Consider the following 25,173-nt stretch of genomic DNA (forward strand, 5'->3'; position numbering starts at 1 on the left):
CCGAGCCGGGCCGCCGATAAGGCAGTCTTGTCCCGTGCCCCAACCCGAACGTGAGCAGTCCCCCGAGGTGCGCCCCGCGCATCCGGTCCACCCGCACGCCGCGACGCTGCGCCGGCTGGAGAAGTCCTCCGGCCGCCTCGCCGCCAACGCCATCGCGCGGATGGACGAGAACCTGCCCTGGTACCGGGCGATGCCGCCGGAGAACCGGTCGTGGATCGGCCTGGTGGCGCAGGCCGGCATCGCCGCCTTCACGGAGTGGTTCCGGCACCCGGAGACCCCGCAGGCCATCTCCACCGACGTCTTCGGGACGGCTCCGCGCGAGCTGACCCGGGCGATCACGCTGCGCCAGACCGTCGAGATGGTGCGTACGACGATCGAGGTCATGGAGGCCGCGATCGACGAGGTGGCGGCCCCCGGGGACGAGTCGATCCTGCGCGAGGCGCTGCTGGTGTACGCCCGGGAGATCGCCTTCGCGACCGCCCAGGTCTACGCGCAGGCCGCCGAGGCGCGCGGCGCGTGGGACGCCCGGCTGGAGTCCCTGGTCGTGAACGCCGTGCTGTCGGGCGAGGCCGACGAGGGCGCGCTGTCGCGGGCCGCGGCGCTCGGCTGGAACTCCCCGGAGCACGTGTGCGTGGTCCTGGGCACCGCCCCGGAGGGGGACAGCGAGCTGACGGTGGAGGCGATCCGCCGTGCGGCCCGCCACCACAAGCTCCAGGTGCTCACCGGGGTGCTCGGCGACCGCCTGGTGGTGATCGCGGGCGGCAGCGACAACCCGATGCAGGTGGCGAAGCACCTGATCGGGCCGTTCGCCGCCGGTCCGGTGGTGGCGGGCCCGGTGGTCCCCGACCTGCTGAACGCCACGAAGTCCGCGCAGGCCGCGGCGGCCGGCCTGAAGGCCTGCACGGCCTGGCAGGACGCGCCGCGTCCGGTGCTGGCGGACGATCTCCTGCCCGAGCGCGCGATCGCCTCGGATCCCTCGGCCAGGGAGCAGCTGGTGGAGGAGATCTACAGACCTCTGGAAGAGGCGGGCTCGGCCCTGCTGGAGACGCTGAGCGTCTACCTGGAGCAGGCCAGCAGCCTGGAGGGGGCGGCGCGGATGCTGTTCGTCCACCCCAACACGGTGCGCTACCGGCTCCGACGTGTGACCGACGTCACCGGCTGGTCGCCGTCCGATGTCCGTTCGGCGTTCACGCTGCGGATCGCCCTGATCCTCGGGCGTCTGGCCGACGGAGATCAGCAGCCCTAGACTTTTGTCGGACATCAACAATTAGCCCGACGGTTCTTCGTCCCTGTCCCCACGGGCGGCGGAGACCATCAACAAGAGAGAGTGTGAGGGTGCTCGTACTCGTCGCTCCCGGCCAAGGCGCTCAGACGCCCGGCTTCCTGACTCCCTGGCTCGAACTCCCCGGCGCCGCCGAACGCGTCGCGGGGTGGTCCGACGCCATCGGGCTCGACCTCGCCCACTACGGCACGAACGCCGACGCGGACGAGATCCGCGACACGGCGGTGGCCCAGCCGCTGCTGGTCGCGGCCGGCCTGCTGTCCGCTTCCGCGCTCGGTGCGCCGACGGCCTTCGGTGCCGTCGCGGGCCACAGCGTCGGTGAGATCACCGCGGCCGCCGTCGCCGGTGTGCTGAGCGAGGGCGACGCACTGTCCTTCGTCCGCACCCGCGGTCTGGGCATGGCCGAGGCCGCCGCCGTCACCGAGACCGGTATGGCCGCGGTGCTGGGCGGTGACCAGGACGTGGTCGTCGCCCACCTGGAGAAGCTCGGCCTGACCCCGGCCAACATCAACGGTGCGGGCCAGATCGTGGCCGCCGGCACCGCGGAGCAGATCGAGGCCCTGGTCGCCGAGAAGCCCGAGGGCTCCATGAAGGTCGTCCCGCTCAAGGTCGCGGGCGCCTTCCACACGCACCACATGGCCCCCGCGGTCGCCACGCTGGAGAAGGCCGCCGAGGCCCTCGCTCCGGCGGACCCGGCGCTGGCGTACGTTTCCAACAAGGACGGCCTCGTCGTCACCTCGGGCGCCGACGTCGTCGCCCGCCTGGTCGGCCAGGTCGCGAACCCGGTCCGCTGGGACCTGTGCATGGAGAAGTTCGCCGAGCTGGGCGTCACCGGGATCATCGAGCTGTCCCCGGGCGGCACCCTGACGGGTCTGGCCAAGCGCGCGCTCAAGGGCGTGCCCAGCGTGGCACTGAAGACGCCGGACGATCTCGACAAGGCCAAGGCGCTCATCGCCGAGCAGACGGCCTGAGAGAAGGAGCCCACACAGCATGTCCAAGATCAAGCCGGCCAAGGGCTCCCCTTACGCCCGCATCCTCGGCGTCGGCGGCTACCGCCCGACCCGTGTGGTGCCCAACGAGGTCATCCTCGAGACGATCGACTCCTCCGACGAGTGGATCCGTTCCCGCTCGGGCATCGCGTCCCGGCACTGGGCCTCGCCCCAGGAGACGGTCGCCGCGATGTCGGTGGAGGCTTCCGGCAAGGCGCTCGCCGACGCCGGTGTGTCCCCCGAGCAGATCGGTGCGGTGATCGTCTCGACGGTCTCGCACTTCAAGCAGACCCCGGCGGTCGCGACGGAGATCGCGCACCGGATCGGCGCGGGCAAGCCCGCCGCGTTCGACATCTCCGCGGGCTGTGCCGGCTTCGGCTACGGCCTGACGCTCGCCAAGGGCATGGTGGTGGAAGGTTCCGCCGCGTACGTGCTCGTCATCGGCGTCGAGCGGCTCTCGGACCTGACCGACCTGGAGGACCGCGCGACGGCCTTCCTGTTCGGCGACGGCGCCGGCGCCGTGGTCGTCGGCCCCTCGGACGAGCCGGCCATCGGCCCCACGGTGTGGGGTTCGGAGGGCGACAAGTCCGAGACCATCAAGCAGACCGTGCCGTGGGACGAGTACCTCGGCAAGGACGGCGGCGAGAAGTTCCCGGCCATCACGCAGGAGGGCCAGGCGGTCTTCCGCTGGGCCGTCTTCGAGATGGCCAAGGTGGCCCAGCAGGCGCTCGACGCCGCCGGGATCACCCCGGATGACCTGGACGTCTTCATTCCGCACCAGGCCAACATGCGGATCATCGACTCGATGGTGAAGACTCTCAAGCTGCCGGAGCACGTCACGGTCGCCCGTGACGTGGAAACCACCGGCAACACGTCGGCCGCCTCGATCCCGCTCGCCATGGAGCGGCTCCTGGCGACCGGAGCGGCGAAGAGCGGCGACACCGCGCTCGTCATCGGCTTCGGGGCGGGGCTCGTCTACGCCGCGACGGTCGTTACCCTCCCCTAGGGCCGGGATCACTTCCCGCCCCTGATCCACCAGTTAGCTACAGAAGGAGCGCCACATGGCCGCCACGCAGGAAGAAATCGTCGCCGGTCTCGCGGAGATCGTCAACGAGATCGCGGGCATCCCGGTCGAGGACGTCGAGATCGACAAGTCCTTCACCGACGACCTGGACGTCGACTCGCTGTCCATGGTCGAGGTCGTCGTCGCCGCCGAAGAGCGCTTCGACGTCAAGATCCCGGACGAGGACGTCAAGAACCTCAAGACGGTCGGCGACGCCGCGAAGTACATCCTCGACAACCAGGCCTGAGCCTGACGAGCGTTTGTCGCCACCCGGCGGTGGCGCCGTGACAATTCAGCACCCCCTTAGACGTGGAGAAAGAATTCCTGTGAGCCCGACCAATCGCACCGTGGTCGTCACCGGTATCGGCGCAACCACTCCGCTGGGTGGCGACAGCGCTTCGACCTGGGAAGGTCTGCTCGCCGGCCGGTCCGGCGTCTCGCCCCTGGAGGGCGAGCGCTTCGCCGAACTGCCGGTCCGCATCGCCGCCCAGGCCGCAGTGGACCCGGGTGAGGTCCTGCCCCGCCCGCTGGCCCGCAAGCTCGACCGCTCGGCACAGTTCGCCCTCATCGCGGCCCGCGAGGCCTGGGCCGACGCGGGTTACACCGCCCCGGCCGGCGAGGACGAGACCGTCGTCCCCGAGCGCCTGGGCACCGTGATCGCCTCCGGCATCGGCGGCGTCACCACCCTGCTCGACCAGTACGACGTACTGAAGGAGAAGGGTGTGCGCCGGGTCTCCCCGCACACCGTTCCCATGCTCATGCCGAACGGCCCCTCGGCCAACGTCGGCCTGGAGGTCAACGCCCGCGCCGGTGTGCACACCCCGGTCAGCGCGTGCGCGTCCGGCGCCGAGGCCATCGGCTACGCCGTCGAGATGATCCGTACCGGCCGTGCCGACGTGGTCGTCGCCGGCGGTACCGAGGCGGCGATCCACCCGCTGCCGATCGCGGCGTTCGCCAACATGATGGCGATGTCCAAGAACAACGAGAGCCCCACCACGGCCTCCCGCCCGTACGACAAGGCCCGAGACGGCTTCGTCCTCGGCGAGGGCGCCGGTGTCGTGGTGCTGGAGTCCGCCGAGCACGCGGCCAAGCGCGGCGCCCGCGTCTACTGCGAGGTGCTGGGCCAGGGCCTGTCCGCGGACAGCCACCACATCGCGCAGCCGGAGCCGACGGGCCGCGGCGTCGCCGCCGCCCTGCAGAACCTGCTCGACAACACGCAGCTGGACCCGGCCGAGCTGGTCCACGTCAACGCGCACGCCACGTCCACCCCGCAGGGTGACACGGCGGAGGTGAAGGCCCTGCGCAAGGTCCTGGGCGACGACCTCGACCACATCGCGATCTCCGCGACGAAGTCGATGACCGGTCACCTGCTGGGCGGCGCGGGCGGTATCGAGACGGTCGCCACCGTGCTGGCGCTGTACCACCGGATCGCCCCGCCGACGATCAACATCGACGAGCTGGACGAGGACATCGACGCGGACATCGTGCGCGGCGAGCCCCGCAAGCTCCCGGTCGAGGGTCCGATCTCCGCGATCAACAACTCCTTCGGCTTCGGCGGCCACAACGTCTCCCTGGCGTTCCGGACCGTCTGATCCCGTTCAGCGCGAAGGCCCCGCCCGGCAACTGCCGGGCGGGGCCTTCGTGTGTGTTCAGACCACCTGGTGGAGCCAGCGGACCGGGGCTCCCTCGCCGGCGTAGCGGAAGGGCTCCAGTTCGTCGTCCCAGGGCTTGCCGAGCAGCTTGGCGATCTCCGCTTCCAGGTCGGTCTCGCCGCGCGCGGACCGGGCCAGCGCCGCGCGGAGCCGGTCCTCGGGGATCAGGATGTCCCCGTGCATGCCGGTGACGGCGTGGTAGATGCCCAGCTCCGGCGTGGAGCTGTAGCGCTCGCCCTCGGCGGTGGCGCAGGGTTCGGCGGTCACCTCGAAGCGCAGCAGGTGCCAGCCGCGCAGGGCGGAGGCGAGTTTCGAGGCGGTGCCCGCCTCGGCCTGCCAGGAGAACTCGGCTCTCCAGGTGCCGGGGGAGGCGGGCTGCCGGATCCAGTCGAGGTTCACCCGCACCCCGAGCACGCCCGCTACGGCCCATTCCACGTGCGGGCAGAGCGCACGCGGTGCGGAATGCACGTACAGAACTCCACGTGTCGTCACCGGGACCTCCAGTGTGGGACGAGGTCGGGAATAAACTCCAGAAAACGGACAGTATGTGACGTGATGTAATGTAACGGAAATTATTTGACATTGCGCTACGGCACCTGCGGCCGAAACGCCACGGGAAAAAGCTACCGTGCGCCAGGGGTCATGGTGTGACGTACGGTCGCTCCAAGGCCCGTAAACACAGAGCATTCACTCAGCAGGACGCCCCCTGAAGCACGGGGGCGACGAGGGAGGACCACCCGATGCGCACCACCGCCGCCCGCCGTCGCGCACGCCGGACGTCCGCGGGCCTGGCGGTGGCCGTCCTGGCCGTGGCGGTCACGGGCTGTGACTCCCCCGCTCCTCCGGCCGGCGGCGAACGGGGGGCGCAGGCCGCGCCCCGCTGGAACACCGCGCCCGCATCGGTGGCCGCCCTCGGCGACTCCATCACCCGTGGTTTCGACGCCTGTTCCGTGCTGGCCGACTGCCCGGAGGTCTCCTGGGCCACCGGCAGCGATCCCGCCGTCCGCTCGCTGGCGGCCCGGCTGCTGGGCGACGCCGAGGTGCCCGCGCGCAGCTGGAACTACGCGGTGACCGGCTCGCGCATGGCGGACCTCCCGGGGCAGGTGGCCTCGGCCGCCCAGCACAAGCCGGGCCTGGTCACGGTCATGGTGGGCTCGAACGACGCCTGCCGGCCCACGGCTTCGTCGATGACCCCGGTGGCGGAGTTCCGCACCGGGTTCGAGCGGGCCCTGAAGGACCTGCGGAGCACTTCGCCGGAGTCCCAGGTGTACGTGTCCTCCGTGCCGGACCTCCAGCGCCTGTGGCAGCAGGGCAAGGACGACCCGCTCGTCCGGCAGATCTGGAAGCTGGGGATCTGTCAGTCCATGCTGGCCGAGCCGCTGTCGGCCGAGCCGGGGGCCACCGCCCGCCGGGAGAAGGTGCGGGCGCGGGTGGTCGAGTACAACGAGGTGCTGCGCGAGGTCTGCGCGGCCGACGCGCTGTGCCGCTACGACGGCGGCGCCGTCTTCCAGTACCCCTTCGGGGCGGACCAGCTGAGCCACTGGGACTGGTTCCACCCGGGCCGGGACGGGCAGGCGCGGCTCGCGGAACTCGCGCACCGACAGGTGACGGCGGCCGCGCCGCCGCGTTGACGCGCGGAGGGCCGGAGGCGGTGTCAGGGTCCGCCTCCGGCCCGGTTCACGGGCTGTTTCCGGCCATTTCCGCGCTACGGCGTGTCGCGGCGGCCCTGCGTCACAGGTCGAGGGTGGCGGTCAGCCGGGTGTCGGCGTGCGAGCGGCTCGCGCGGACCTCGTAGGTGCCGCCGATCCGCCGCCAGCCGTGCGCGTCCTCGTCCCAGATCTCGAAGGCCCGGGCGGGCAGGGCGATCTCCGCGACGACGCTCTCGCCGGGGCCGGCCTCCACGCCCGCGAAGCCGGCCAGCCAGCTGGCCGGGCGTCCGTCGCGGTCGGCGGCGGGCGCCAGGTAGACCTGGACCACCTCGCGGCCCGGCCGGGTCCCCGTGTTGGTGAGCCGGACCCGCACCCGGTCGGGGCCCGCCTCCAGGGACTCGTACGCCCAGTCCGTGTAGCCGAGGCCGTGCCCGAAGGGGTAGGCGGGCACCACCCCCCGGGCCTCGTACGCCCGGTAGCCGATGAGCAGCCCCTCCCGGTACTCCAGCCGCCCGCCGTCGGGGACGACCTCGGTGACGGGCGCGTCGGCGAGGACGGCGGGCCAGGTGGTGGGCAGCCGCCCGCCGGGCTCCGCCGCCCCGAGGAGCACGTCGGCCAGCGCGGCCCCGCCCTCCTGGCCGGGGAACCAGGTCAGCAGCACGGCGGCGACGTCCCCGCGCCAGGGCAGCTCCACCGGGGAGCCCGCGTTGACGACGACCACGGTGTTCGGGTTGGCGGCGGCGACCGCCCGCACCAGGTCGTCCTGGCGGCCGGGCAGGGCCAGGTCCGTGCGGTCGAAGCCCTCGGACTCCACCCGCTCGGTGGTGGCGACGACCACGACGGCCGTGTCGGCGGCGCGCGCGGCCTCCACCGCCTCGGCGATCAGCTCGTCGGGGTCGCGCCGCGGCCCGAGGTGGAGCAGGGAGAACATGACCGCCCGCATCGGCAGCCCGCTCATGTCGGGCACCTGGTAGGTCAGCGACACCTCGACCGGCTCGCCCTCGGTGAGGACGGCCCGGGCGCGTTCGGCGGGTGCTCCGAAGAAGGCCTCGAAGGGGTCGGCCTCGTCGCCCTGCCCCTGGACGCCCTCCCACAGGACGCGGCCGCCGACGGCGAGGGCGAAGGCGCCGAGCCCGCGGGTGCCGAAGGCGTGCTCGCCGCTCTCGCGCGGCACGTACGTACCGGTGACCTCGATGGACGCCATCGTCTCGTACGCGGCGCCCTCGGGCAGGTCGTCGCCGATCCACTGCACCTGCCCGCTCGGCAGGCCGCCCTCGCCGACGACGGCCCCGGAGGCGTCGCGGCAGACGGCGCGCAGCTCGAAGCCCTGCCCGGCCGGGACGAGTTCGTCGCTCGGGTCGGCGCCGACGGCGAAGGTGAGCGCGCCCTCGGGCAGCGCGGCGGAGAGCCCGTCGAGCGGGGACAGCACCCGCTCGGGAAAGACGGTCGCGGACCCGCCCCCGAGGACGCGGGCGTCGCGGGCGGCGGCGCCGATCAGGGCGACGGTGCGGCCGGGGCCGGCGTCCAGCGGCAGGGCGCCGGCTTCGTTGCGGACGAGGACGGCACCCCGGGCGGCCACCTCGCGGGCCAGCGCCTGCCCGTCGACCGGCGCGGGCGGCCGGGGCACGGCGGCGGGGGCGCCCTCCAGGACGCCGACGCGGGCGGCGAGCCGCAGGACGTTGCGCACGGCCCCGTCGACGGCGGACTCGGGGACCTCCCCGGCGCGGACGGCGGCTGCGAGGGCGGGCCCGTAGACGGTCTGCGGGCCGGGCATGGCCACGTCGAGGCCGCCGAGGATGTCGCCGGTGGTGGAGCGGGCGGCCATCCAGTCGGAGACGTTGCAGCCGTCGAAGCCCCACTCGGCGCGCAGGACCTCGTTCACCAGGTGGTGGTGCTCGGTCATGGTCGTGCCGTTGACCCGGTTGTAGGCGGTCATGATGCCCCAGGGGCGGGCGTTCCTGACGATGGCCTCGAAGGGGGCGAGGTAGAGCTCGCGCAGCGGGCGCGGGGCGATGACGCTGTCGACGGTGAAGCGTTCCGTCTCGGCGTCGTTCCCGACGAAGTGCTTGACGGTGGTGGCGACCCCGCCCTCCTGGACCCCGCCGACGTAGCCGCTGCCGATGGCCCCGGTGAGGTACGGGTCCTCGGAGCAGCACTCGAAGTGGCGGCCGCCCAGCGGGGAGCGGTGCAGGTTGACGGTGGGCGCGAGGAGGACGTGCACGCCCTTGCGGCGGGCCTCCTGGGCGAGCAGCCGGCCCGTGCGGCGGGCCAGGTCCGGGTCCCAGGAGGCGGCGAGCGCGGTCGGGGAGGGCAGGGCGACCGAGGGGTCGTCGGCGGTCCAGCGCACGCCGCGGACCCCGACGGGCCCGTCGGACATGACCAGGGAGCCGAGGCCGATCCCGGGGAGGGCGGGCAGGGTCCACATGTCCTGGCCGGCCAGCAGGCGGGCCTTGGTGTCGAGGTCCAGCTTGCCCAGCGCCGCTTCCACGGCGTCCTCGCGGGCCCGGTCTCCCTCGCGGTCTTCGGGTACCTGAACGGCATCGGTCACGGCCGTGCCTCCTCGTCCGTTGCGTGCGGGTGCGGTGCGGATGGCCCCCATCGTGGACCCGTTGCCTGTAGAGCGGTAGGTCTCGTAATCTTTTCGTGATGTCATCATGCCGTACGGTCCTGCTGGCGGGTGTGAGCGGAAGGAGTGCCGGGCGATGGCCAGGGCGAAGAGCGAGGAGCGGCGCGGCGAGATCGTCCGCGCGGCGGTAGAGGTGATCGCCGAGCGCGGCTACCGGGGCGCCTCCCTGGGCTCCGTCGCCGAACGCGTGGGCCTGACCCAGCAGGGGCTGCTGCACTACTTCCCGACCAAGGAGGCGCTGCTCGTCGCGGTCCTGGAGGAGCGCGACCGCTGGGACACCGGCGGCGGCTCGCGCGCCGCCGCCGGCCCCTGGCGCCTGGACCTGCTGGAGTCGCTGGTGGAGTACAACGCCATGCGCCCCGGCATCGTGCAGACCTTCTCGGCGCTGCTCGGCGAGAGCGTCACCGACGGCCACCCGGCCCGCGCGTTCTTCACCGACCGGTACGCACAGGTGCGCGCGGAGATGGCCGCCCTGCTGCGCGCCGAGTTCGGCGACCGGCTCCCTTCCGGCCTCACCCCGGAGCAGGCCGCTCCGCTGCTGACCGCGGTGATGGACGGCCTCCAGTACCAGTGGCTGCTCGCCCCGGAATCGGTGGACATGCCCGCCGCGTTCCGCTCGTTCATCACCCTGCTGAGGGGCCCCGGCGCATAACAGCGGCATCCGACCGGGCATCCTTTCCCCGAACTTCCAGTGGGGGGAAACGAGATGGAGTCACGAGAGCCGACCGGACACGGTGCCGGGGAGCGGGAACAGCCCGAGAAGAAGGTCGCCTGGTCGGAGCTCTTCTTCGACCTGGTGCTCGTCTTCGCCGTCACCCAGGTCTCCGCCCTGCTCCACCACGACCACGGCTGGGCCGGCACCGGCCGCGCCCTGATCGTCTTCGTGCCCGTCTACTGGGTGTGGGTGGGCAACACCGTCCACGCCAACACCCACGACGCGGACCGGCCGCTGAACCGGATCGCCCTCTTCGCCGCCGGACTGTGCGGCCTGCTGATGGCCCTGGCCCTGCCCGAGGCCTTCGGGGACCGCGGGATCCTCCTCGCGGGCGCCTACTTCTGCGCCCGCCTGATCCTCGCCGCGCTCGCCCACGGCCGCAGCCGCCGCCTGCGGCCCACCCCGGTCACCCTTTCCGTGCTGGTCAGCGGGCCGCTGCTGCTCGCGGGCGCCTTCGTCGACGGCGGGCTCCGCGTCGCGCTGTGGGCCCTGGCCGCCGCCGTGGACCTGGCCGCGCCCCGCCTGACCCGCGCCAGCATGGTCCGCCTGAACCTCGACTCGGGCCACCTCGCCGAACGGTTCGGCCTGTTCGTGATGATCGCCCTGGGCGAGTCCATCGTCGCGGTCGGCGCCCCGGTGGCGACCGCCCCCGACCTCGGCGCGGGCTCCCTGACGGCCGTCGCCGTGGCCTTCGTACTCGTCTGCAGCCTGTGGTGGGTGTACTTCCACCTGGCCGCCGGAGCCGTCCGGCACGGGCTGGAGACCGCCGCCGTACGGGCGGACGTGGCCCGGCAGGTCCTGTCGTACGGGCACCTCTCGCTGATCGCCTCGATCATCGCGGTCGCCGTCGGCATGGCCGAGGCCGTCGCCCACCCCGGGACGCGGCTCCCGCTCGGCGTCGCCGCCCTGCTGTACGGCGGCTGCGCCCTCTTCCTCGCCACCTTCGGCTACACCCGCTGGCACCTGTTCCGCTCCTGGTCGGTGACCCGGCTGGCGGCCGCCGCGGCCGTGCTGGCCCTGCTGCCGGTGGCCGCGCTGCTGCCCTCCCTCGGGGCGCTCGCGCTGCTGACCCTCCTGGTCACCGCCCTGAACCTGGTGGAGCTGGCCCTGGTGCGCCGGCCGGGCCGGCCCTCCGGGGCCCGGGCCGAGGAGGCCGAACCGGAGTTGGCATCCTGACCGCATGAAGATCGCCGCCGCCCAGCTGACCTGCGTCCCCGCCGATACCACCGCCAACTCCGCGAACGCGGCCGCCCTCGCCGCCCGGGCCCGCGGCCAGGGCGCGGAGCTGGTGGTGTTCCCGGAGTTCACGCTCACCGGGTACGAACTGGACGCCCTCGCCGCCGACCCCGGCCTGTGGCTGGCCGACGCCGAGGACCCCCGCCTGGACGGGCTGCGCTCCACCGGCACGGCGGTCGCCGTCAACGCGGCCCTGCGCACCGCCGGGCCGCGGCCCGCCATCGCGACGCTGGTGTACGACGCGGACGGCGCGCACCTGACGACGTACGCCAAGCAGCACCTCTACCAGCAGGAGCAGGACGGCTTCGCCGCGGGCAGCGCCGACGGCCGCTTCGAGCTCGGCGGCGTCCGCTTCTCGCTCGGGGTGTGCTTCGACAACCACTTCCCGGACCTCGCCGGGCGGGCCGCCGCCGACGGCTGCACCGTGCACCTGGCGAGCTCCCTGTACGGCACGGGCGCCGGGATCGCCGAACGGGCGGACGTGCACCCCGGGATCGCGAGGGACCACGGCCTCTACGTGGTCCTCGCCAACCACGTCGGCCCGGCGGGCCCCTGGACGGGCTGCGGCGGCGCGGCCGTGTGGGCCCCGGACGGCACCCTCCTCGCCGAGGCCGGCGCCGACGGCCCGGACGTGGTCACGGCCGACGTCCCGGCCTGACGCCGACGTCCCGGCCTGACGGCCCCGCCGGCGCCGGGCATCGCCGGCGGCGGCCCGGACGCGGCGCGCTCAGGCCGAATCCCGCAGGAGCCGCTTCGTGCCCCACTCCCCCAGCGCCTCCAGGGCCCCGTTCAGCTCCTCGCCGAGCGGGGTCAGGGAGTACTCCACGCGCGGCGGGACCTCGTCGTACACCTCGCGGTGGACGATGCCGTCGTTCTCCAGCTCGCGCAGCTGCGCCGCGAGCACCTTCTCCGACACCCCCGGGACCAGTCGGCGCAGCTCGCCGAAGCGGCGGCGCGGACCGCGCTCCAGCTCCCACAAGAGGGAGACCTTCCACTTGCCGTCGATCACCGCCATCGCAGCGGCGATCCCGCAGTGATCCGCCCCCGGCCGCCGTGTCACCGCCATCGCGCACACCCCTCCCACCTGCTCGCTCACCTCGGGGTAACCACCCACTCCGAAGTGCGTACTTGAGCGCCTCACTGCCCACCACCAGGCTAAACGGCATGACCGACACACACGTGACGAACCGTCCGCTCACCCTGCTCGGCCTCGGCGACATGGGAACCGCCCTGGCCCGCACCTGGCTCGCCGCCGGACACCCCCTGACCGTCTGGAACCGCACCGCCGCCAAGGCCGGCGCCCTGGCCGCCGAGGGCGCGACCATCGCGGCGAGCCCCGCCGAGGCGGTCGCCGCGAACACCCTCGTCGTGCTCTGCCTGCTCGACGACGCCAGCGTCGGGGCCGCCCTCGACGGCATCGACCTGACCGGCAAGGACCTGGTCAACCTCACCACCGGCACCCCCGCCGAGGGCCGGGCCCGGGCCGCGTGGGCCGAGGCCCGCGGAGCCCGCTTCCTGGACTCCGGGATCATGGCCACGCCCGCGATGATCGGTGTCCCCGAGGCCGGCGGATACGTGTTCCACAGCGGCTCCCGCGCCCTCTTCGACACCCACCGGGCCACCCTGGAGGTCCCGGCCGGGGCGCGCTTCGTCGGCGAGGACCCCGGCCACGCGGCCCTGCACGACATCGCGCTGCTCAGCGGGATGTACGGGCTGTTCGCGGGGATCTCGCACGCCTACGCGCTGATCGAGGGCGAGGACATCGCCCCCGGGTCCCTCGCGCCGCTGCTGTCGGAGTGGCTGGGCGCGATGGGCTTCTTCGTCGGGAACGCCGCCGAGCGGCTCACCTCCCGGGACTTCACCACCGGCGTGGTGTCCAACCTGGCCATGCAGGTCGCCGGCAGCGGCACCCTGCTGCGGACCGCCGCCGAGCAGGGGGTCAGCGCCGAGCTGCTCGTCCCGTACCTGGACCTGATGCGCGAGCGGCTGGAGGCCGACCCGGCGGCCCACGCGGGCGAGGACACCGCCGGGGCGATCACCCTGCTGCGGCGGCGCTAGCTTCGGTCAGCCCTGGCCGTAGGGGTTCGGGCCCTGGGCGTACGGGTTGGGTACCTGTCCCTGGGGGGCCTGGCCGTAGGGGGTCTGGCCGTAGGGCGCCTGGCCGTAGGGGCCCTGCGCCGGGGACTGCCCGTACGGCTGCTGACCGTACTGCTGCCCGTACGGCCCCTGGGGCGCCGCCGGGCCCGTGCCGTACCGCTGCTGCCCGGCGTCACCGTCGGAGCCGTCCTCGGACCCGCCCTCGGAGGAATCGGCGTCGTCGCCGACGAGCTCCCGCGCCATCAGGGTCGCCCCCGCCACCGCGCCGGGCATCAGGAAGACCGCGACGAAGGGGATCAGGAACGCCAGCACCAGCGGCACGCCGAAGCCCAGCGCCTGGGCCCGCCGCCCGCGCAGCAGGACCAGCTGCTCGGCCAGGTCCACCCGGCGCCGCTGGAGGGCGACGGAGGTGAGTTCCTGGGTGAGGAAGAAGCCGGAGACGCAGAACCCGATCGCCGGCACCACGGTCTGCCCGACCACCGGGATGAAGCCGAGGGCGAAGAGCAGGATCCCGTAGAGCATCACCCGTACCAGCAGCCGCACGCTGTCCCGGGCGGAGATCCAGATGTCCTCCCAGAAGGAGCGGCCGGACTCGGGCACCTCGCCGCCCTCGCTCCGGTCGACCTGCTCGGAGAGGGACTCGTAGAAGGGCTGCCCGACCAGCAGGGTCACGGCGGTGAAGGTGATCACCGAGAGGAAGAGCCCGAGGGAGACGACCACGGCCGTCAGGAAGCCCCGGAACACCTTCAGCCAGCCCGAGGACCAGTCCGAGGCGAAGGGCGTGGCCCACTGGACGAAGTCGTCGGCGCCGTAGAACAGGCCGACGATCGCGGCGGCGTACAGCGCCAGCGCGACGAGTCCCGGCAACAGGCCGATGCCCAGCCAGCGGCCGTTCCGGAACACCCATCTCTGTCCGGCCAGCAAGTACCGGAAGCCCCCCGCAAGATCACGCATGGGGCCAGTTTATGGGCCGGACGCGGCGGAGGCCGCACCCCCTGGGGGGTGCGGCCTCCGCTGTGCGTGCGACGCGGTCAGGCGACGTTCAGCTCGACCGTGATGTTGCCGCGGGTCGCCTTGGAGTACGGGCAGATCTGGTCGGCCTTCTCGACCAGGTCCTTCGCCGTGGCGGCGTCCACGTTCGGGATCGAGGCCGTCAGCTTGACGATGATGCCGAAGCCCTCGTCGTTCTTGCCGATGCCGACCTCGGCGGTCACGGTGGAGCCGGTGACGTCGACGTTCTCGTTGCGGGCGGCGACGCTGAGGGCACCCTGGAAGCAGGCGCTGTAGCCGGCGGCGAACAGCTGCTCCGGGTTGGTGCCGGCGCCGCTGCCGCCGAGCTCCTTCGGCGGGTTCACGACGACGTCGAGCTGGCCGTCGTTGGTGGCGACGCGGCCGTCACGGCCGTTCTCGGCGGTGGCGACGGCCGTGTACGCGACGTCGGTCTGCGTGATGGACATGAAGACTTCCTCCAGATGAATCGCCGCGATGCGCGCCCACGATCGCGACGGTCGTGGGGTGAGCCTAACCCGAGAAGGAAACGATCATCTTTCCGGTGTTCTCCCCGCGCAGCATTCCGAGGAAGGCGGCGGTGGCGTTCTCGACGCCCTCGACGACCGTCTCGTCGTAGCGGAGCTCGCCGGAGGCCAGCCAGCCGGCCACGTCCTGGACGAACTGCTGCTGGAGTCCGTAGTGGTCGCCGACGAGGATGCCCTGGAGGCGCAGCCGCTTGCCGATGACCATCATCAGGTTGCGGGGGCCGGGGGCGGGCTCGGTGTCGTTGTACCCGGCGATGGCACCGCAGAGGGTGGCGCGGCCGTGGACGTTCATGGCCGTGATGGCGGCTTCCAGGTGGTCGCCGCCGACGTTGTCGAAGTAGACGTCGACGCCCGTGGGGGCCGCCGCGGGGAGCTGCTCGGCGACGGGGGCGTTCTTGTAGTTGAAGGCGGCGTCGAAGCCGTACTTCTCCGTGAGGAGCGTCACCTTCTCGTCCGAGCCGGCGGAGCCGATCACCCGGGAGGCGCCCTTGATCTTCGCGAACTGGCCGACGAGGCCGCCGACCGCGCCCGCCGCGCCGGAGACGAACACGGAGTCGCCCTCCTTGAAGGAGGCGACCTCGAAGAGGCCCGCGTAGGCGGTCAGGCCCGGCATGCCGAGGACGCCGAGGTAGGCGGAGAGGGGGGCGAGGGAGGCGTCGACCTTGGTGGCGTGCTGGGCGTCCACGTCGGCGTACTCGCGCCAGCCCAGGGGGTGCAGGACGTGGTCGCCGACCTGGAAGCCCTCGGCGGCGGAGGCGACGACCTCGCCGACGGCGCCGCCCTGCATCGGCTCGTCGAGCTGGAAGGGCGGGATGTAGGACTTGGTGTCGTTCATCCGGCCGCGCATGTAGGGGTCCACGGACATGTGGAGGTTGCGGACCAGGATCCGGCCGGGGGCGGGCTCGGCGGAGACGGGCACCTCGCGCAGGGCGAAGTCCTCGGCCACGGGCCAGCCCTGCGGGCGGCGGACGAGGTGCCACTCGCGGCTGACGGCGGGGATCTGAGACATGAGGGACTCCTGGGGAACGACGATTTACTTCAGAACGTGAAACAACCATGCTCCTGGATATTTCATGTTGTCAAGTAAACGGTTACCCTGGAGCCATGCCCAGTCGTCGCGCAGATCCAGTGACCGTCGAGGTCGTCGAGCTCATCGGCGACGTCGTGGCCCGCTACCACATGGAGTACGAGGAGGCGGCCGCCCGCCACCAGCTCACCGGGGCCCAGGCCAAGGTGCTCAACCTGCTCTCCCTGGAACCGCTGCCCATGCGGCGCATAGCCCAGAAGCTGCGCTGCGAGCCCTCGAACGTGACCGGCATCATCGACCGGCTGGAGACCCGCGGCCTGGTCGAACGCCGTCCGGACCCGGCGGACCGCCGGGTGAAGCTGGCCGCCCCCACCGAGGAGGGCGCCGAGACCGCGGAGCGGCTGCGCGAGTCCCTGGACTTCGCGCGCGAGCCGCTGGCCGGGCTCTCCGAAGAGGAGCGCACGGCACTGCGCGACCTGCTCAGGCGGATGCTGGCCTGAGCGGGGCCGGGGGCCCGGCGCCCGGTACCGGCCGGGCGGCGTCAGGCCCGGCCGGGTGCGTTCAGCAGAAGATCCAGAACACGCATTCCTCGGTCGGCTCGGGCTTCGGCTTGCCCGGCTTGGTCTTCGTCGGGGTCGGCTTCGGCGTCCCCGTGGGGCCCGGCGCGGGCTGCCCCGGCTTGGACGGCTGTACGGAAGTCCCGCCGGCGGAACCTTTCTGCGAGGGCGTCGCCGCCGAGGCGGAGGCGCTCGCGCTCGCCGAAGGCGTCGCGGACCCGCTCGGGCTCCCGCTGGGCCTGGCCGTCTTCGCCGCCCCGCCGGAGGCCTTCGGCGGGACCGCCGGCACGGACGGCCCCGCCACGCTCGGCAGCTCGTCCGGCTGTTTCGGACCGGAGTCGGTCAGCACCACCTTGTCGGCCCGGTCGACCCCCTCGTCGTCGCCGACGATCCGGGCCACGGCCATCGAGCCCCCGGTCGCGAGCACCAGACCCAGCCCGAGCGCGAGCACGCCCCGGCCCCGTCTGCGGCGGGTGGCGGCCCGCTTGCGGGTGTCCGCGCGGCCCTCGTGGGGGCTCGACAGCACGACGAGCGAATCGGCGAACACCTCGGCCAGCGCGGGCTGCGGCCCGGCGCCCGGGGCCGGCGCGCTGGGCGCGGCGACCACCAGGTGCTCGGCCGGGGTTCCGCACCCGGCGCAGGCGAGCGCGCCGTTGAGGTGCCTCTGGCAGGCGGGGCAGAAGTAGTTCATGGCGCCCACAAACTATGCGGTCCCCGGCAACATAATCATTCCGGGTTCGTAAGGATCCTGTGTGGAATGGTTACGTCCATGACGGCGACCCCGAATCCGGGACGGCCCGGAGCCTTCGGGTTGGGCGCCTTCCAGCTGGTGCTGCTGCGCAGGATGGCCGACTTCCAGCCCGGCCTGGCGGAGGAGGCCCGGCTGCGCCTGGGCGCCTCGCTCGCGGAGCAGCGGGAGGCCAACCGGCGCTGGCAGGCGATGGTGCGCTCACCCCGCTCCCGCGGGGCCCTGGCGCGCTACCGGTCGGTGCTGGGCCCGCCGGAGTCCGCGGAACGGCGCCGCATCGGCGACCTGGAGTGCGAGGCCCTGCTGTGGCCGGTGCCGCTGTGGCCGGAGCTGCGGTTCGAGGTGCTGGCCGCGCCGGACGGGGCGGTGTGGAACGAGTGGCTGGTCCGGGCCCCGGGCGCGCGGGGGCCCGTACTGGAGTCGGCCGGGGACCTGCTGCCCTGGTCGGCGACGGTGGACGAGGTGGCGCGGGCCTTCGCGCCGGCGCGGCCGATGGAGGGCACGGCGCCGACGCGCTGGCGCCTCGCGTTCAGCGCGTCGGGCCGGCCGCTGGTGGCGGAGTTCACGTACGGGCTGCTCCAGCGGGTGGAGCCGGGTTAGGCCGTCTCTTGCGGATCTAGCCGCGCAGGAAGGCGCGGACTCCGGCCGAGGTGGCGTCGTCGCCGAGCAGGTCGTTGTGCTTCAGGCAGCCGACCGGCGTGTTGAGGGCGCCGGAGAGCGGGACGCTGCTGTCGGGGTTGACCACCTCGTCGCACTCCGACCAGAAGGTGGCGTACTTGACCGCGCCCGGGGTCTCGTCGCCCGCGGCCAGGTTCTTCACCACGTACGAGCCGGGGGTCATGTCACGGCACGCCTGGTCCCACAGGGCGCAGGCCCAGGCGGTGGAGGTGCCGCGGTTGGGGCCGGCCAGCGAGACCCAGTGGTCCACGGCCGCGGCGCCGCCGCCGTACTTGACGTACCAGCGGCTGACGAGCGATCCGAAGGAGTGCCCCACGATGTCCACGCGCGCGGCGCCGGTCTGCTGCCGCACCTGGTCGACGTAGGCGGCGAGACGGCCGGAGAGCACCTCGTTGACGGACTGGTGGGTGTCGTAGCCGAAGGAGAACAGCTGCGAGTCGGCGTACCCGTCGGCCCTCAGGTCCTCGCGCAGGGACCCCCAGACCCCCGGGTCGGCGTTGTAGCCGTGGACGAGCACCACCGGATTGCGGGTGGCGGGCGTGTCGGCCGCCCGGTGGGCGGCCGCCTGGGCCGGAAGGGGCGCCAGGAGCGCGGGGCAGAGGGTCAGGAACGCCAGGATCCTCTGGCGGGGCGTCAGCATCGGGTCCCCTTTACCTTGTTACGGGCGAGTAGCGCGGGTGGTCCGCGCATGCTGCTGCCTGTCGGTACAGAAATCCACCCCCGTGCAGCACCCCCCACCCGTACGACACGCCCACGCCCGGAGCATTCCAACGGGCGATATGTCCTATTTATCCGAGAAGATATGGAATGCGATCGGCAACCGCCGGTCTCATCCTTCGTCAGCGCTCTCGGGAGGATCTGCCGTGACCGTCAGTCTTGAGCAGTTGCGCCGCTGCCACGTCGCCGTCGACCTGGGAGCCGCGAGGACCCGCGTCTACGTCAAGGGAGCCGGACTGGTCGTCGACGAGCCCAGCGTCGCCGCGGTCAACACCCGCACCGGCGCCCTCATCGCCGTCGGCACCTTCGCCGAACGGATGACCGGACGCACACCCGACTACATCCGCGTCGCCCGCCCCGTCTCCGGCGGCACCGTCGTCGACATCGAGATGGCCCAGCGGATGCTGCGTCACCTCCTCGGCGAGAAGCTGCGCCGCGCCCTCCGCCGCAAGCCCCGCCTGCGCGCCGCCTGCTGCACCCCGCACGACGCCGACCCGCTCGCCCAGCGGGCCGCCGTGGAGACCATGGTCGGGCTCGGCGCCCGGCGCGTCGAACTCGTCGACACCCTCATCGCGGCCGCCGTCGGCTGCGGCCTGCCCGTGGAACAGCCGACCGCCACCATGATCATGGTGTGCGGCGCGGCCGCCACCCAGATCGCGGTGCTCTCCCTCGGCTCGATCGTCACCGCCGAACGCATCCCCGTCGGCGGCGAGGCCATCGACCACGCCGTGGTCCAGCACCTGCGCCACGCCCACGAGCTGATGCTGCCCAGCCAGGCCGTACGCCCCCTCCAGCTGGCCCTGCACGGCAACGGCATCACCGCCGAAGGCCCGGCCTCCACCCTGATCCACGGCCGTGACGTGGCCACCGGACTCGCCCGCTCCGTCCACGTGGACACCGCCGCCGTCCGGGACGCCATCCACACCCCGCTGACGGCCGTCCTCGACGGCATCGGCAAGGTGCTGCGGGACTGCCCGCCCGACCTGGTCGCCGACCTGACGGACCGGGGGATCATGATGGTGGGAGGCAGCGCCCTGCTGCCGGGGCTCGACCAGATGCTGCGGGACGCCACCGGAATGCCCGTGGCCATCGCCGAACGGCCCGACGTGTGCGCCGTCCTCGGTCTCGGCGCAATGCTGGAAGGAAAGATCGCCCCCATGGTCCTCAACCCGCTGGCCGGATGACCCTGGACGGACCCGCCGGCTCCGCCGCCCCGGCCGGACCCGGCGGGGCCGATGGGGCCGACGGGGCCGATGGGGCCGACGGGGCCGACGCGCCGTCGAGCCTTCCGGTCCTCCTGGAGGCGGTGCTCAGCGTCGGCTCCGAACTGGAGCTGCACACCACCCTCCAGCACGTCGTGGACTCCGCCACCGAACTGTGCGGGGCCCGGTACGGCGCGCTCGGGGTCGTCGACCCCGAGCGCGCCCGGCTGACCCGGCTGCTCACCTCCGGGATGACCGAGGCCGAGCGCGCCGCGATCCCCCGGCTGCCCGACGGCCGCTCGGGCCTGCTCGGCGTGCTCATCAGCGACCCCCGGCCGCTGCTGCTGGACGACCTGACGCGGGACCCCCGCGCGGCGGGCTTCCCGCCCGGCCACCCGGCCATGCACAGCTTCCTCGGCGTACCCATCCGGGTGCACACCGAGGTCTTCGGCAACCTCTACCTCACCGAGAAGCTCGGCGGCGGCCCCTTCACCGACGAGGACCTCGCACTGATGCGCGTCCTGGCCTCGCAGGCCGGCATAGCGATCGGCAACGCCCGGCTCTACGAGACCGCGCGCCGCAGGGAGCGCTGGATCGAGGGCGCCGCCGCCGTCACCACCACCCTGCTCGCGGGACGGCCCGCCGCGGACGCCCTGCAGTGCGTGGCCGAACGCGCCCGGCTGCTCGCGGACGCGGCGGCGGGCGTCGTCCTCCAGCCCACTCCGGAGGGCGGCATGGAGATCGTCGCCGCCTCCACCCACGGGGACCCCGGCGACCTGATCGGCACCGCCATCGCACCCGGCTCACCCGTACTGGAACAACTGCTCGGCGGGGAGCCCGTCTTCATAGAGGACTCCGCGACCGACCCCCGGATGACCACCCACGTACGGGAACGCTTCGGGCCGAGCATGATGCTGCCGCTGCAGAGCGGCGGACAGCTGATCGGCACCCTCGCCCTGCCCAGGGACCGGGGCGGACAGCCGTACGACGCGGTGGACCGGCTGCTGGCCTCCCAGTTCGCCTCCCAGGCCGCACTGGCCCTGGTCCTGGCGGACGCCCAGCACGACCGCGAACAGCTGGCCGTCTACGAGGACCGCGACCGGATCGCCCGCGACCTGCACGACCTGGTGGTGCAACGGCTGTTCGCCACCGAGATGATGCTGGAGAGCACCCGGCGGCGCTCCGCCAACGCGGCCGCGGGCGACGGGGCCGGGGAGGGAACCGCAAGCGGCGACGAGGTCGGGGAGGAACTCGGCCGGGCCGTGGACGAGCTGGACTCCACCATCCAGGAGGTCCGCACCGCCATCTTCGCCCTCCAACAGCCCCCGAGCGACGCCCCGACCACCTTCCGCGGCCGGGTGCTGCGCGAAACCGGCGGAGCCGCCGTCCTCCTGGGCTTCCAGCCGTCGGTGCACTTCGCGGGCGCCGTGGACGCCCTCCTCCCCGACCCCGTCACCACGGCCCTGCTGTCCACCCTGCGCAGCGCCCTGGCCGCGGCCCACCGCCGCAGCGAGGTCACGTCGATCGAGGTGGAGGTCGACGCCACCCCCTCCCGCGTCCGCCTGACCATCTCCGACGACGGCCGCACGGAAGCGGGCACGCGGGGGACGACGGTGGTGTGGGAGGCGGGGTTGTAGGGGGCTCGGCTCGGGCCCGCCATCTCCCCCTCGACCCCCGGCCGCGGGGCGGTGGCTGCCCACCCGCCTCCCACGGTGCGGGTGGGTCGGCTGGGGGCGGGATCCCCCCGGACCGGATCAGAGCTGGTTGGGGGCTTCCCGTCAGTCCCATCGTCCTTCCGGTTCGTGCCGGCCTGTCAAGGGCGCTCCTTCGTCGCGTCGCTACGCGATGTCGCTTCGCTCCACCCTTGACAGACCGACCCGCCCCGGAAAGCCGAAAGGCTGCCGGGAAACCCCCAAAGAAACGGCACGGTCCAGAGGAGGAGGGGCGGGTCTCTCAGCGATGCGCGAGGGGCCGGGCCTTGGCCGGCCGGGCATCCGGGCCCTATATCCCCGTTCCGGGACCAGGGGCGCGACTACCTGCACGAAAAGTCGCTCAGAGCACGCTACGGAGCACCCAAGCGCGACAGATCGCTACGCGCTCCTCATTTCTCAGCGTCCGAGGACCGCCTGTGGCTGGTACCCGCACCAGAGGACGAACAGAGCCGCCCAGGGAGCCGGTGGGCGCGACAGATCGCTACGCGCTTCTCTGGTCTCGGCGTCCGGCGACCGCCTGGAGCTGATACCCGCAGCGGGGGTGCGTCAGCGTCCTGGACCGGGAGCGGACGTACCTCTCCTCAGGGCTTGAAGGTGGCGATGACTTCCTCCACGTTGGCGACGGCTGTGGTGAACTCACGGCCTGAGGCGCCCCGGATGTAGGTCCTCACTGGGGTCTCCGACTCCAGCCACTGCTCGACAAGAGCAGCAATGCACGTCGAGTCGTTCCGTACCGACCGGCAGAAGACACATGCAAGTACACCTCTCGGTTGCACGCCAGACAGGGACATCTCTAGAGATATTCGCCCGCAAGGCTGATGCGTGCGGTGCCCTACCTGCGGCCCTAGGGTGTCTAGAGAAGAGAAGGAGTGATCGTTTCGATGAGCAGCCAGGGCGGCACTCGCCAGCCGAAGTACCGGCGGATCGCTGACGCGTTGAGGGCGGCGATCCGGTCGGGCGAGTACGGCCCGGGCGACCGGCTGCCGGGCGAGAACGACCTCATGGCCGCCTACGACGTCGCGCGGATGACCGCGCGCCAGGCCCTCGGCGTGCTCCAGAACGAAGGCCTGACGGAGGCGCGGAAAGGTGCCGGCGTCTTCGTCCGGGCCTTCAGGCCCCTGCGGCGTCACGGCATCCAGCGGCTCGCGCAGGAGCACTGGGGTTCGGGACGTTCCATCTGGTCGACGGACAGCCAAGACCGAGAGCTCGTCGTCGACCAGGTCGAGGTGCACGAAGAGCGGGCGAGCGAGGCGATCGCGGCTGCTCTCGGAGTCCCGGACGAGTCTCCGGTCTGGGTGCGCAGCCGCCGGTTCGTACTGGACGGCAAGCCGGTGCTCTTCGCGACGTCCTACCTGCCGTCAGACGTCGTCGCCGACTCCACCATCACCCAGTCCGACACCGGACCTGGTGGGACGTACGCAAGGCTGGCCGAACTGGGCCACAAGCCTGTTCACTTCCGTGAGGAGGTCCGGTGCCGCATGCCCTCCGCCGACGAGGCCGAACGCCTCACCCTCTTCATGGGCACACCCGTCATCCAGATCGTCCGCACCGCATTCGCCGGGGACGGCCGGGCCGTCGAGGTCAACGAAATGACCCTGGACTCCGCTTCCTACGTCTTGGAGTACGACTTCGACGCCTAGGCCTGGTCCGGGTGATCGACAAGGAACCCGCAGCTGAGATTGACCAGCCCCAGACCGCCGTCCGCCGCCGAGACATGAGGAGCGCGTAGCGATCTGTCGCGCCCACCGGCTCCCTGGGCTGCTCTGTTCGTCCTCTGGTGCGGGTACCAGCCACAGGCGGTCTCGGACGCTGAGCCGGGAGGAGCGCGTAGCGATCTGTCGCGCTTGGGTGCTCCGTAGCGTGCTCTGAGCGACTTTTGGTGCAGGTAGCGGCGCCCCCGGCCCCGGACCGGGGCTGGACGGGCCGGATGCCGGGCGGGCCGGCGCCCGGCGCCTCGCCTGATCGCTGAGAGGCCCGTCCCTGTTCCTCTGGACCGTGCCGTTTCTTTGGGGGTTTCCCGGCAGTCTTTCGGCTTTCCGGGGCGGGTCGGTCTGTCAAGGGTGGAGCGAAGCGACATCGCGTAGCGACGCGACGAAGGAGCGCCCTTGACAGGCCGGCACGACACGGAAGGACGATGGGACTGACGGGAAGCCCCCAACCAGCTCTGATCCGGTCCGGGGGGGTACCGCCCCAAGCCGACCCACCCGCACCCCGGGAGGCGGGTGGGCAGGCGCCGACCGACCGGCGGGGGTCGAGGGGGAGATGGCCGGCCCCCGCCGTGGAAGGCGATGGCCCCGCGGCCCGGGGCCGCATACCGTGGCCGGGTGACGACCCGTCTCTCGGCCCGTGCCGCCATCGCCGCCCTCATCGACCCCGACTCGTTCGCCGAACTTCCCGCACCGCGCGGGGAGTCGCCCGCCGACGGTCCCATCGGCTGGGTGGGCTACGACGCCTCCCGGGCGCGGGCCGCCGCGCGGACCGGTGAATCGGAGTCCGTGGTGGTCGGGACCGCCCTCGTCGGTGGCCGGCCGGCCACCGTGGTCTCCTTCGAGTTCGGGTTCCTCGGCGGGTCCCTCGGGCAGCGCACCGGAGACCGGCTCGAAGCCGCGTACACGCACGCTCGGGAGCAGCGCCTGCCGCTGGTGTCGCTGATCGCGACCGGCGGTTCGCGGATGCAGGAGGGGATGCTCGCCCTGACCCAGCTCCAGCGGGTGGCGCGGCAGTGCGTGCTCACCCGGGCCGCCGGGCTGCCGCAGATCGCGGTGCTGCGCGACCCCACCACCGGGGGCGGGTGGGCCACCCTGGGGGCGGGGGCCGATGTCGTGCTGGCGCTGCCCGGGGCGCAGGTCGGCTTCGCCGGGTCCCGGGTGCGGCCGGCGGACGCCGATCCGGGGGCCTACACCGCCGAGGGGCAGTACGGGGCCGGGCACGTCGACGCCGTCGTGCCCGGGGCGGAGCTGCCGGGGACGGTGGCGGACTGGCTGCGGGTGCTGGCCGCGCCCCGGGCCGCCTCGCCGGTCGAGCCCCCCGCCGCACTGGCCGGCGTGACGCCGCCGGAGACCGGCTGGGACGCCGTCCGGCAGGCCCGCCACCCGGACCGGCCGCGGGCGCGGGCCTACCTGGACGCGTACTTCGAGCTGCGCCTGCCGCTGCGCGGGGACCGGGCCGGGGGCGCGGACCCCGGGATGCTGTGCGGGTTCGGGCTGCGGGAGGGGCGGGCGGTCGCGTACGCAGCCCAGTGCGGCACCGCCACCCGTCCGGCGGGCTACCGTACGGCGGCCCGGGTGGTCCGGCTGGCGGACCGGCTCGGGATCCCGGTGCTCACCCTGGTGGACACCCCGGGTGCGGCCAACGACGCGGCCGCCGAGCACGCCGGGGCCGGCCCGGCCATCGCCGACACGTTCGCGGCGCTCGCGGAGGCCTCCGTACCGGTGACCACCCTGCTGATCGGCGAGGGCGGTTCGGGCGGGGCGCTGGCCCTGGCCGCGCCCGGGAACACCTGGGTCACCCCGGACAGCTACTTCTCGGTGATCGCCCCGGAGTTGGCGGCGGCCATCCTGAAGCGTCCCGCAGGGGAGGCTCCCGCCACCGCGGACCAGCTGCGCATCAGGCCCCAGGACCTGGTCGCACTGGGGGTGGCCCGCGGAATCGTTCCGCCCGCCTCCTGATCCCGCCTCCTGATCCCGCC

The 25,173-nt window shown here is 73.0% G+C and carries 24 protein-coding genes; 16 read left to right on the forward strand and 8 right to left on the reverse strand.

The window, feature by feature from the left end; translation table 11 throughout:
- The first annotated feature begins 34 nt into the window (after nucleotides 1–34).
- The 5 genes from ACIPW5_RS12005 (at nucleotide 35) to fabF (ending at nucleotide 4,926) form a co-directional block, all read left to right on the forward strand.
- Nucleotides 35–1,246: a PucR family transcriptional regulator gene (locus ACIPW5_RS12005; RefSeq protein ID WP_401243692.1), complete on the forward strand. Its 1,212-nt coding sequence runs from the start codon at nucleotides 35–37 to the stop codon at nucleotides 1,244–1,246.
- 89 nt (nucleotides 1,247–1,335) lie between these two features.
- Complete coding sequence (locus tag ACIPW5_RS12010; RefSeq protein ID WP_401243694.1) at nucleotides 1,336–2,253, forward strand: ACP S-malonyltransferase; 918 nt, start codon at nucleotides 1,336–1,338, stop codon at nucleotides 2,251–2,253.
- 19 nt (nucleotides 2,254–2,272) lie between these two features.
- Nucleotides 2,273–3,277 (forward strand): ketoacyl-ACP synthase III, encoded by a 1,005-nt coding sequence (locus tag ACIPW5_RS12015; RefSeq protein ID WP_401243696.1) that lies wholly within the window; start codon nucleotides 2,273–2,275, stop codon nucleotides 3,275–3,277.
- Nucleotides 3,278–3,332: 55 nt separating this feature from the next.
- Entirely contained in the window at nucleotides 3,333–3,581 is a 249-nt protein-coding gene (locus ACIPW5_RS12020; protein ID WP_401243698.1) for an acyl carrier protein, read from the forward strand.
- Nucleotides 3,582–3,660: 79 nt separating this feature from the next.
- Entirely contained in the window at nucleotides 3,661–4,926 is a 1,266-nt protein-coding gene (gene fabF / locus ACIPW5_RS12025; protein ID WP_401243699.1) for a beta-ketoacyl-ACP synthase II, read from the forward strand.
- Between the two features lie 57 nt (nucleotides 4,927–4,983).
- On the opposite strand, the gene ACIPW5_RS12030 is transcribed toward fabF, so the two are convergent.
- Nucleotides 4,984–5,478, reverse strand: a complete 495-nt coding sequence (locus ACIPW5_RS12030) for a DUF3145 domain-containing protein (RefSeq protein ID WP_401243701.1) — start codon at nucleotides 5,476–5,478, stop codon at nucleotides 4,984–4,986.
- A gap of 248 nt (nucleotides 5,479–5,726) precedes the next feature.
- Between ACIPW5_RS12030 and ACIPW5_RS12035 the strand changes: the two genes are divergently transcribed.
- Entirely contained in the window at nucleotides 5,727–6,617 is an 891-nt protein-coding gene (locus ACIPW5_RS12035; protein ID WP_401243703.1) for an SGNH/GDSL hydrolase family protein, read from the forward strand.
- 100 nt (nucleotides 6,618–6,717) lie between these two features.
- On the opposite strand, the gene ACIPW5_RS12040 is transcribed toward ACIPW5_RS12035, so the two are convergent.
- Entirely contained in the window at nucleotides 6,718–9,234 is a 2,517-nt protein-coding gene (locus ACIPW5_RS12040) for a beta-glucosidase (RefSeq protein ID WP_401243865.1), read from the reverse strand.
- 103 nt (nucleotides 9,235–9,337) lie between these two features.
- On the opposite strand from ACIPW5_RS12040, the gene ACIPW5_RS12045 reads away from it, so the two are divergent.
- Genes ACIPW5_RS12045 through ACIPW5_RS12055 form a run of 3 tightly spaced genes read left to right on the forward strand, consistent with a single transcriptional unit; the run spans nucleotide 9,338 to nucleotide 11,870 of the window.
- On the forward strand, nucleotides 9,338–9,913 hold the full coding sequence (locus ACIPW5_RS12045) for a TetR/AcrR family transcriptional regulator (RefSeq protein WP_401243705.1): 576 nt from the start codon (nucleotides 9,338–9,340) through the stop codon (nucleotides 9,911–9,913).
- Nucleotides 9,914–9,967: 54 nt separating this feature from the next.
- Nucleotides 9,968–11,152 (forward strand): low temperature requirement protein A, encoded by a 1,185-nt coding sequence (locus ACIPW5_RS12050; protein ID WP_401243707.1) that lies wholly within the window; start codon nucleotides 9,968–9,970, stop codon nucleotides 11,150–11,152.
- Nucleotides 11,153–11,156: 4 nt separating this feature from the next.
- A complete protein-coding gene (locus tag ACIPW5_RS12055; protein ID WP_401243709.1) occupies nucleotides 11,157–11,870 on the forward strand; it encodes a carbon-nitrogen hydrolase family protein in 714 nt (237 codons plus the stop codon).
- Nucleotides 11,871–11,939: 69 nt separating this feature from the next.
- Here ACIPW5_RS12055 and ACIPW5_RS12060 read toward each other — a convergent pair whose 3' ends face one another.
- A complete protein-coding gene (locus ACIPW5_RS12060; protein WP_401243711.1) occupies nucleotides 11,940–12,308 on the reverse strand; it encodes a winged helix-turn-helix transcriptional regulator in 369 nt (122 codons plus the stop codon).
- Between the two features lie 68 nt (nucleotides 12,309–12,376).
- Here ACIPW5_RS12060 and ACIPW5_RS12065 point away from each other — a divergent pair, with 68 nt between their 5' ends.
- Nucleotides 12,377–13,270, forward strand: coding sequence for an NAD(P)-binding domain-containing protein (locus ACIPW5_RS12065; RefSeq protein WP_401243712.1), 894 nt, complete (start codon nucleotides 12,377–12,379; stop codon nucleotides 13,268–13,270).
- Nucleotides 13,271–13,276: 6 nt separating this feature from the next.
- Here ACIPW5_RS12065 and ACIPW5_RS12070 read toward each other — a convergent pair whose 3' ends face one another.
- The 3 genes from ACIPW5_RS12070 to ACIPW5_RS12080 form a co-directional block, all read right to left on the reverse strand.
- Nucleotides 13,277–14,263 carry an EI24 domain-containing protein gene (locus tag ACIPW5_RS12070; protein ID WP_401243714.1) on the reverse strand — a complete coding sequence of 329 codons (987 nt, stop codon included), beginning with the start codon at nucleotides 14,261–14,263 and terminating at the stop codon, nucleotides 13,277–13,279.
- 77 nt (nucleotides 14,264–14,340) lie between these two features.
- Nucleotides 14,341–14,766, reverse strand: coding sequence for an organic hydroperoxide resistance protein (locus ACIPW5_RS12075; protein ID WP_401243716.1), 426 nt, complete (start codon nucleotides 14,764–14,766; stop codon nucleotides 14,341–14,343).
- Nucleotides 14,767–14,830: 64 nt separating this feature from the next.
- Nucleotides 14,831–15,853, reverse strand: a complete 1,023-nt coding sequence (locus ACIPW5_RS12080; RefSeq protein ID WP_401243717.1) for an NADP-dependent oxidoreductase — start codon at nucleotides 15,851–15,853, stop codon at nucleotides 14,831–14,833.
- Nucleotides 15,854–15,948: 95 nt separating this feature from the next.
- Here ACIPW5_RS12080 and ACIPW5_RS12085 point away from each other — a divergent pair, with 95 nt between their 5' ends.
- Nucleotides 15,949–16,371, forward strand: a complete 423-nt coding sequence (locus tag ACIPW5_RS12085) for a MarR family winged helix-turn-helix transcriptional regulator (RefSeq protein WP_401243719.1) — start codon at nucleotides 15,949–15,951, stop codon at nucleotides 16,369–16,371.
- A gap of 61 nt (nucleotides 16,372–16,432) precedes the next feature.
- On the opposite strand, the gene ACIPW5_RS12090 is transcribed toward ACIPW5_RS12085, so the two are convergent.
- Nucleotides 16,433–17,119, reverse strand: a complete 687-nt coding sequence (locus ACIPW5_RS12090) for a hypothetical protein (protein WP_401243721.1) — start codon at nucleotides 17,117–17,119, stop codon at nucleotides 16,433–16,435.
- Nucleotides 17,120–17,197: 78 nt separating this feature from the next.
- Between ACIPW5_RS12090 and ACIPW5_RS12095 the strand changes: the two genes are divergently transcribed.
- Complete coding sequence (locus ACIPW5_RS12095; protein WP_401243722.1) at nucleotides 17,198–17,776, forward strand: hypothetical protein; 579 nt, start codon at nucleotides 17,198–17,200, stop codon at nucleotides 17,774–17,776.
- Nucleotides 17,777–17,792: 16 nt separating this feature from the next.
- Here the strand turns inward: ACIPW5_RS12095 and ACIPW5_RS12100 are convergent, their stop codons facing one another.
- Nucleotides 17,793–18,494: an esterase/lipase family protein gene (locus tag ACIPW5_RS12100; RefSeq protein WP_401243724.1), complete on the reverse strand. Its 702-nt coding sequence runs from the start codon at nucleotides 18,492–18,494 to the stop codon at nucleotides 17,793–17,795.
- A gap of 223 nt (nucleotides 18,495–18,717) precedes the next feature.
- Here ACIPW5_RS12100 and ACIPW5_RS12105 point away from each other — a divergent pair, with 223 nt between their 5' ends.
- From ACIPW5_RS12105 to ACIPW5_RS12120, 4 genes are all read left to right on the forward strand, one after another.
- The gene (locus tag ACIPW5_RS12105; RefSeq protein ID WP_401243726.1) at nucleotides 18,718–19,755 is read left to right on the forward strand and encodes a rod shape-determining protein; all 1,038 of its coding nucleotides are present in this window, start codon (nucleotides 18,718–18,720) and stop codon (nucleotides 19,753–19,755) included.
- Nucleotides 19,752–21,410, forward strand: a complete 1,659-nt coding sequence (locus tag ACIPW5_RS12110) for a GAF domain-containing protein (RefSeq protein WP_401243727.1) — start codon at nucleotides 19,752–19,754, stop codon at nucleotides 21,408–21,410. The genes ACIPW5_RS12105 and ACIPW5_RS12110 overlap by 4 nt, the downstream gene beginning before the upstream one ends.
- A gap of 956 nt (nucleotides 21,411–22,366) precedes the next feature.
- Entirely contained in the window at nucleotides 22,367–23,125 is a 759-nt protein-coding gene (locus tag ACIPW5_RS12115; RefSeq protein WP_401243729.1) for a GntR family transcriptional regulator, read from the forward strand.
- Between the two features lie 684 nt (nucleotides 23,126–23,809).
- Nucleotides 23,810–25,153: a carboxyl transferase domain-containing protein gene (locus ACIPW5_RS12120; RefSeq protein ID WP_401243731.1), complete on the forward strand. Its 1,344-nt coding sequence runs from the start codon at nucleotides 23,810–23,812 to the stop codon at nucleotides 25,151–25,153.
- The last annotated feature ends 20 nt before the right edge of the window (nucleotides 25,154–25,173 follow it).

Origin of the sequence: Streptomyces sp. NPDC090077, from assembly GCF_044747545.1 — a bacterium.
Taxonomy (GTDB): Bacteria; Actinomycetota; Actinomycetes; order Streptomycetales; family Streptomycetaceae; genus Streptomyces.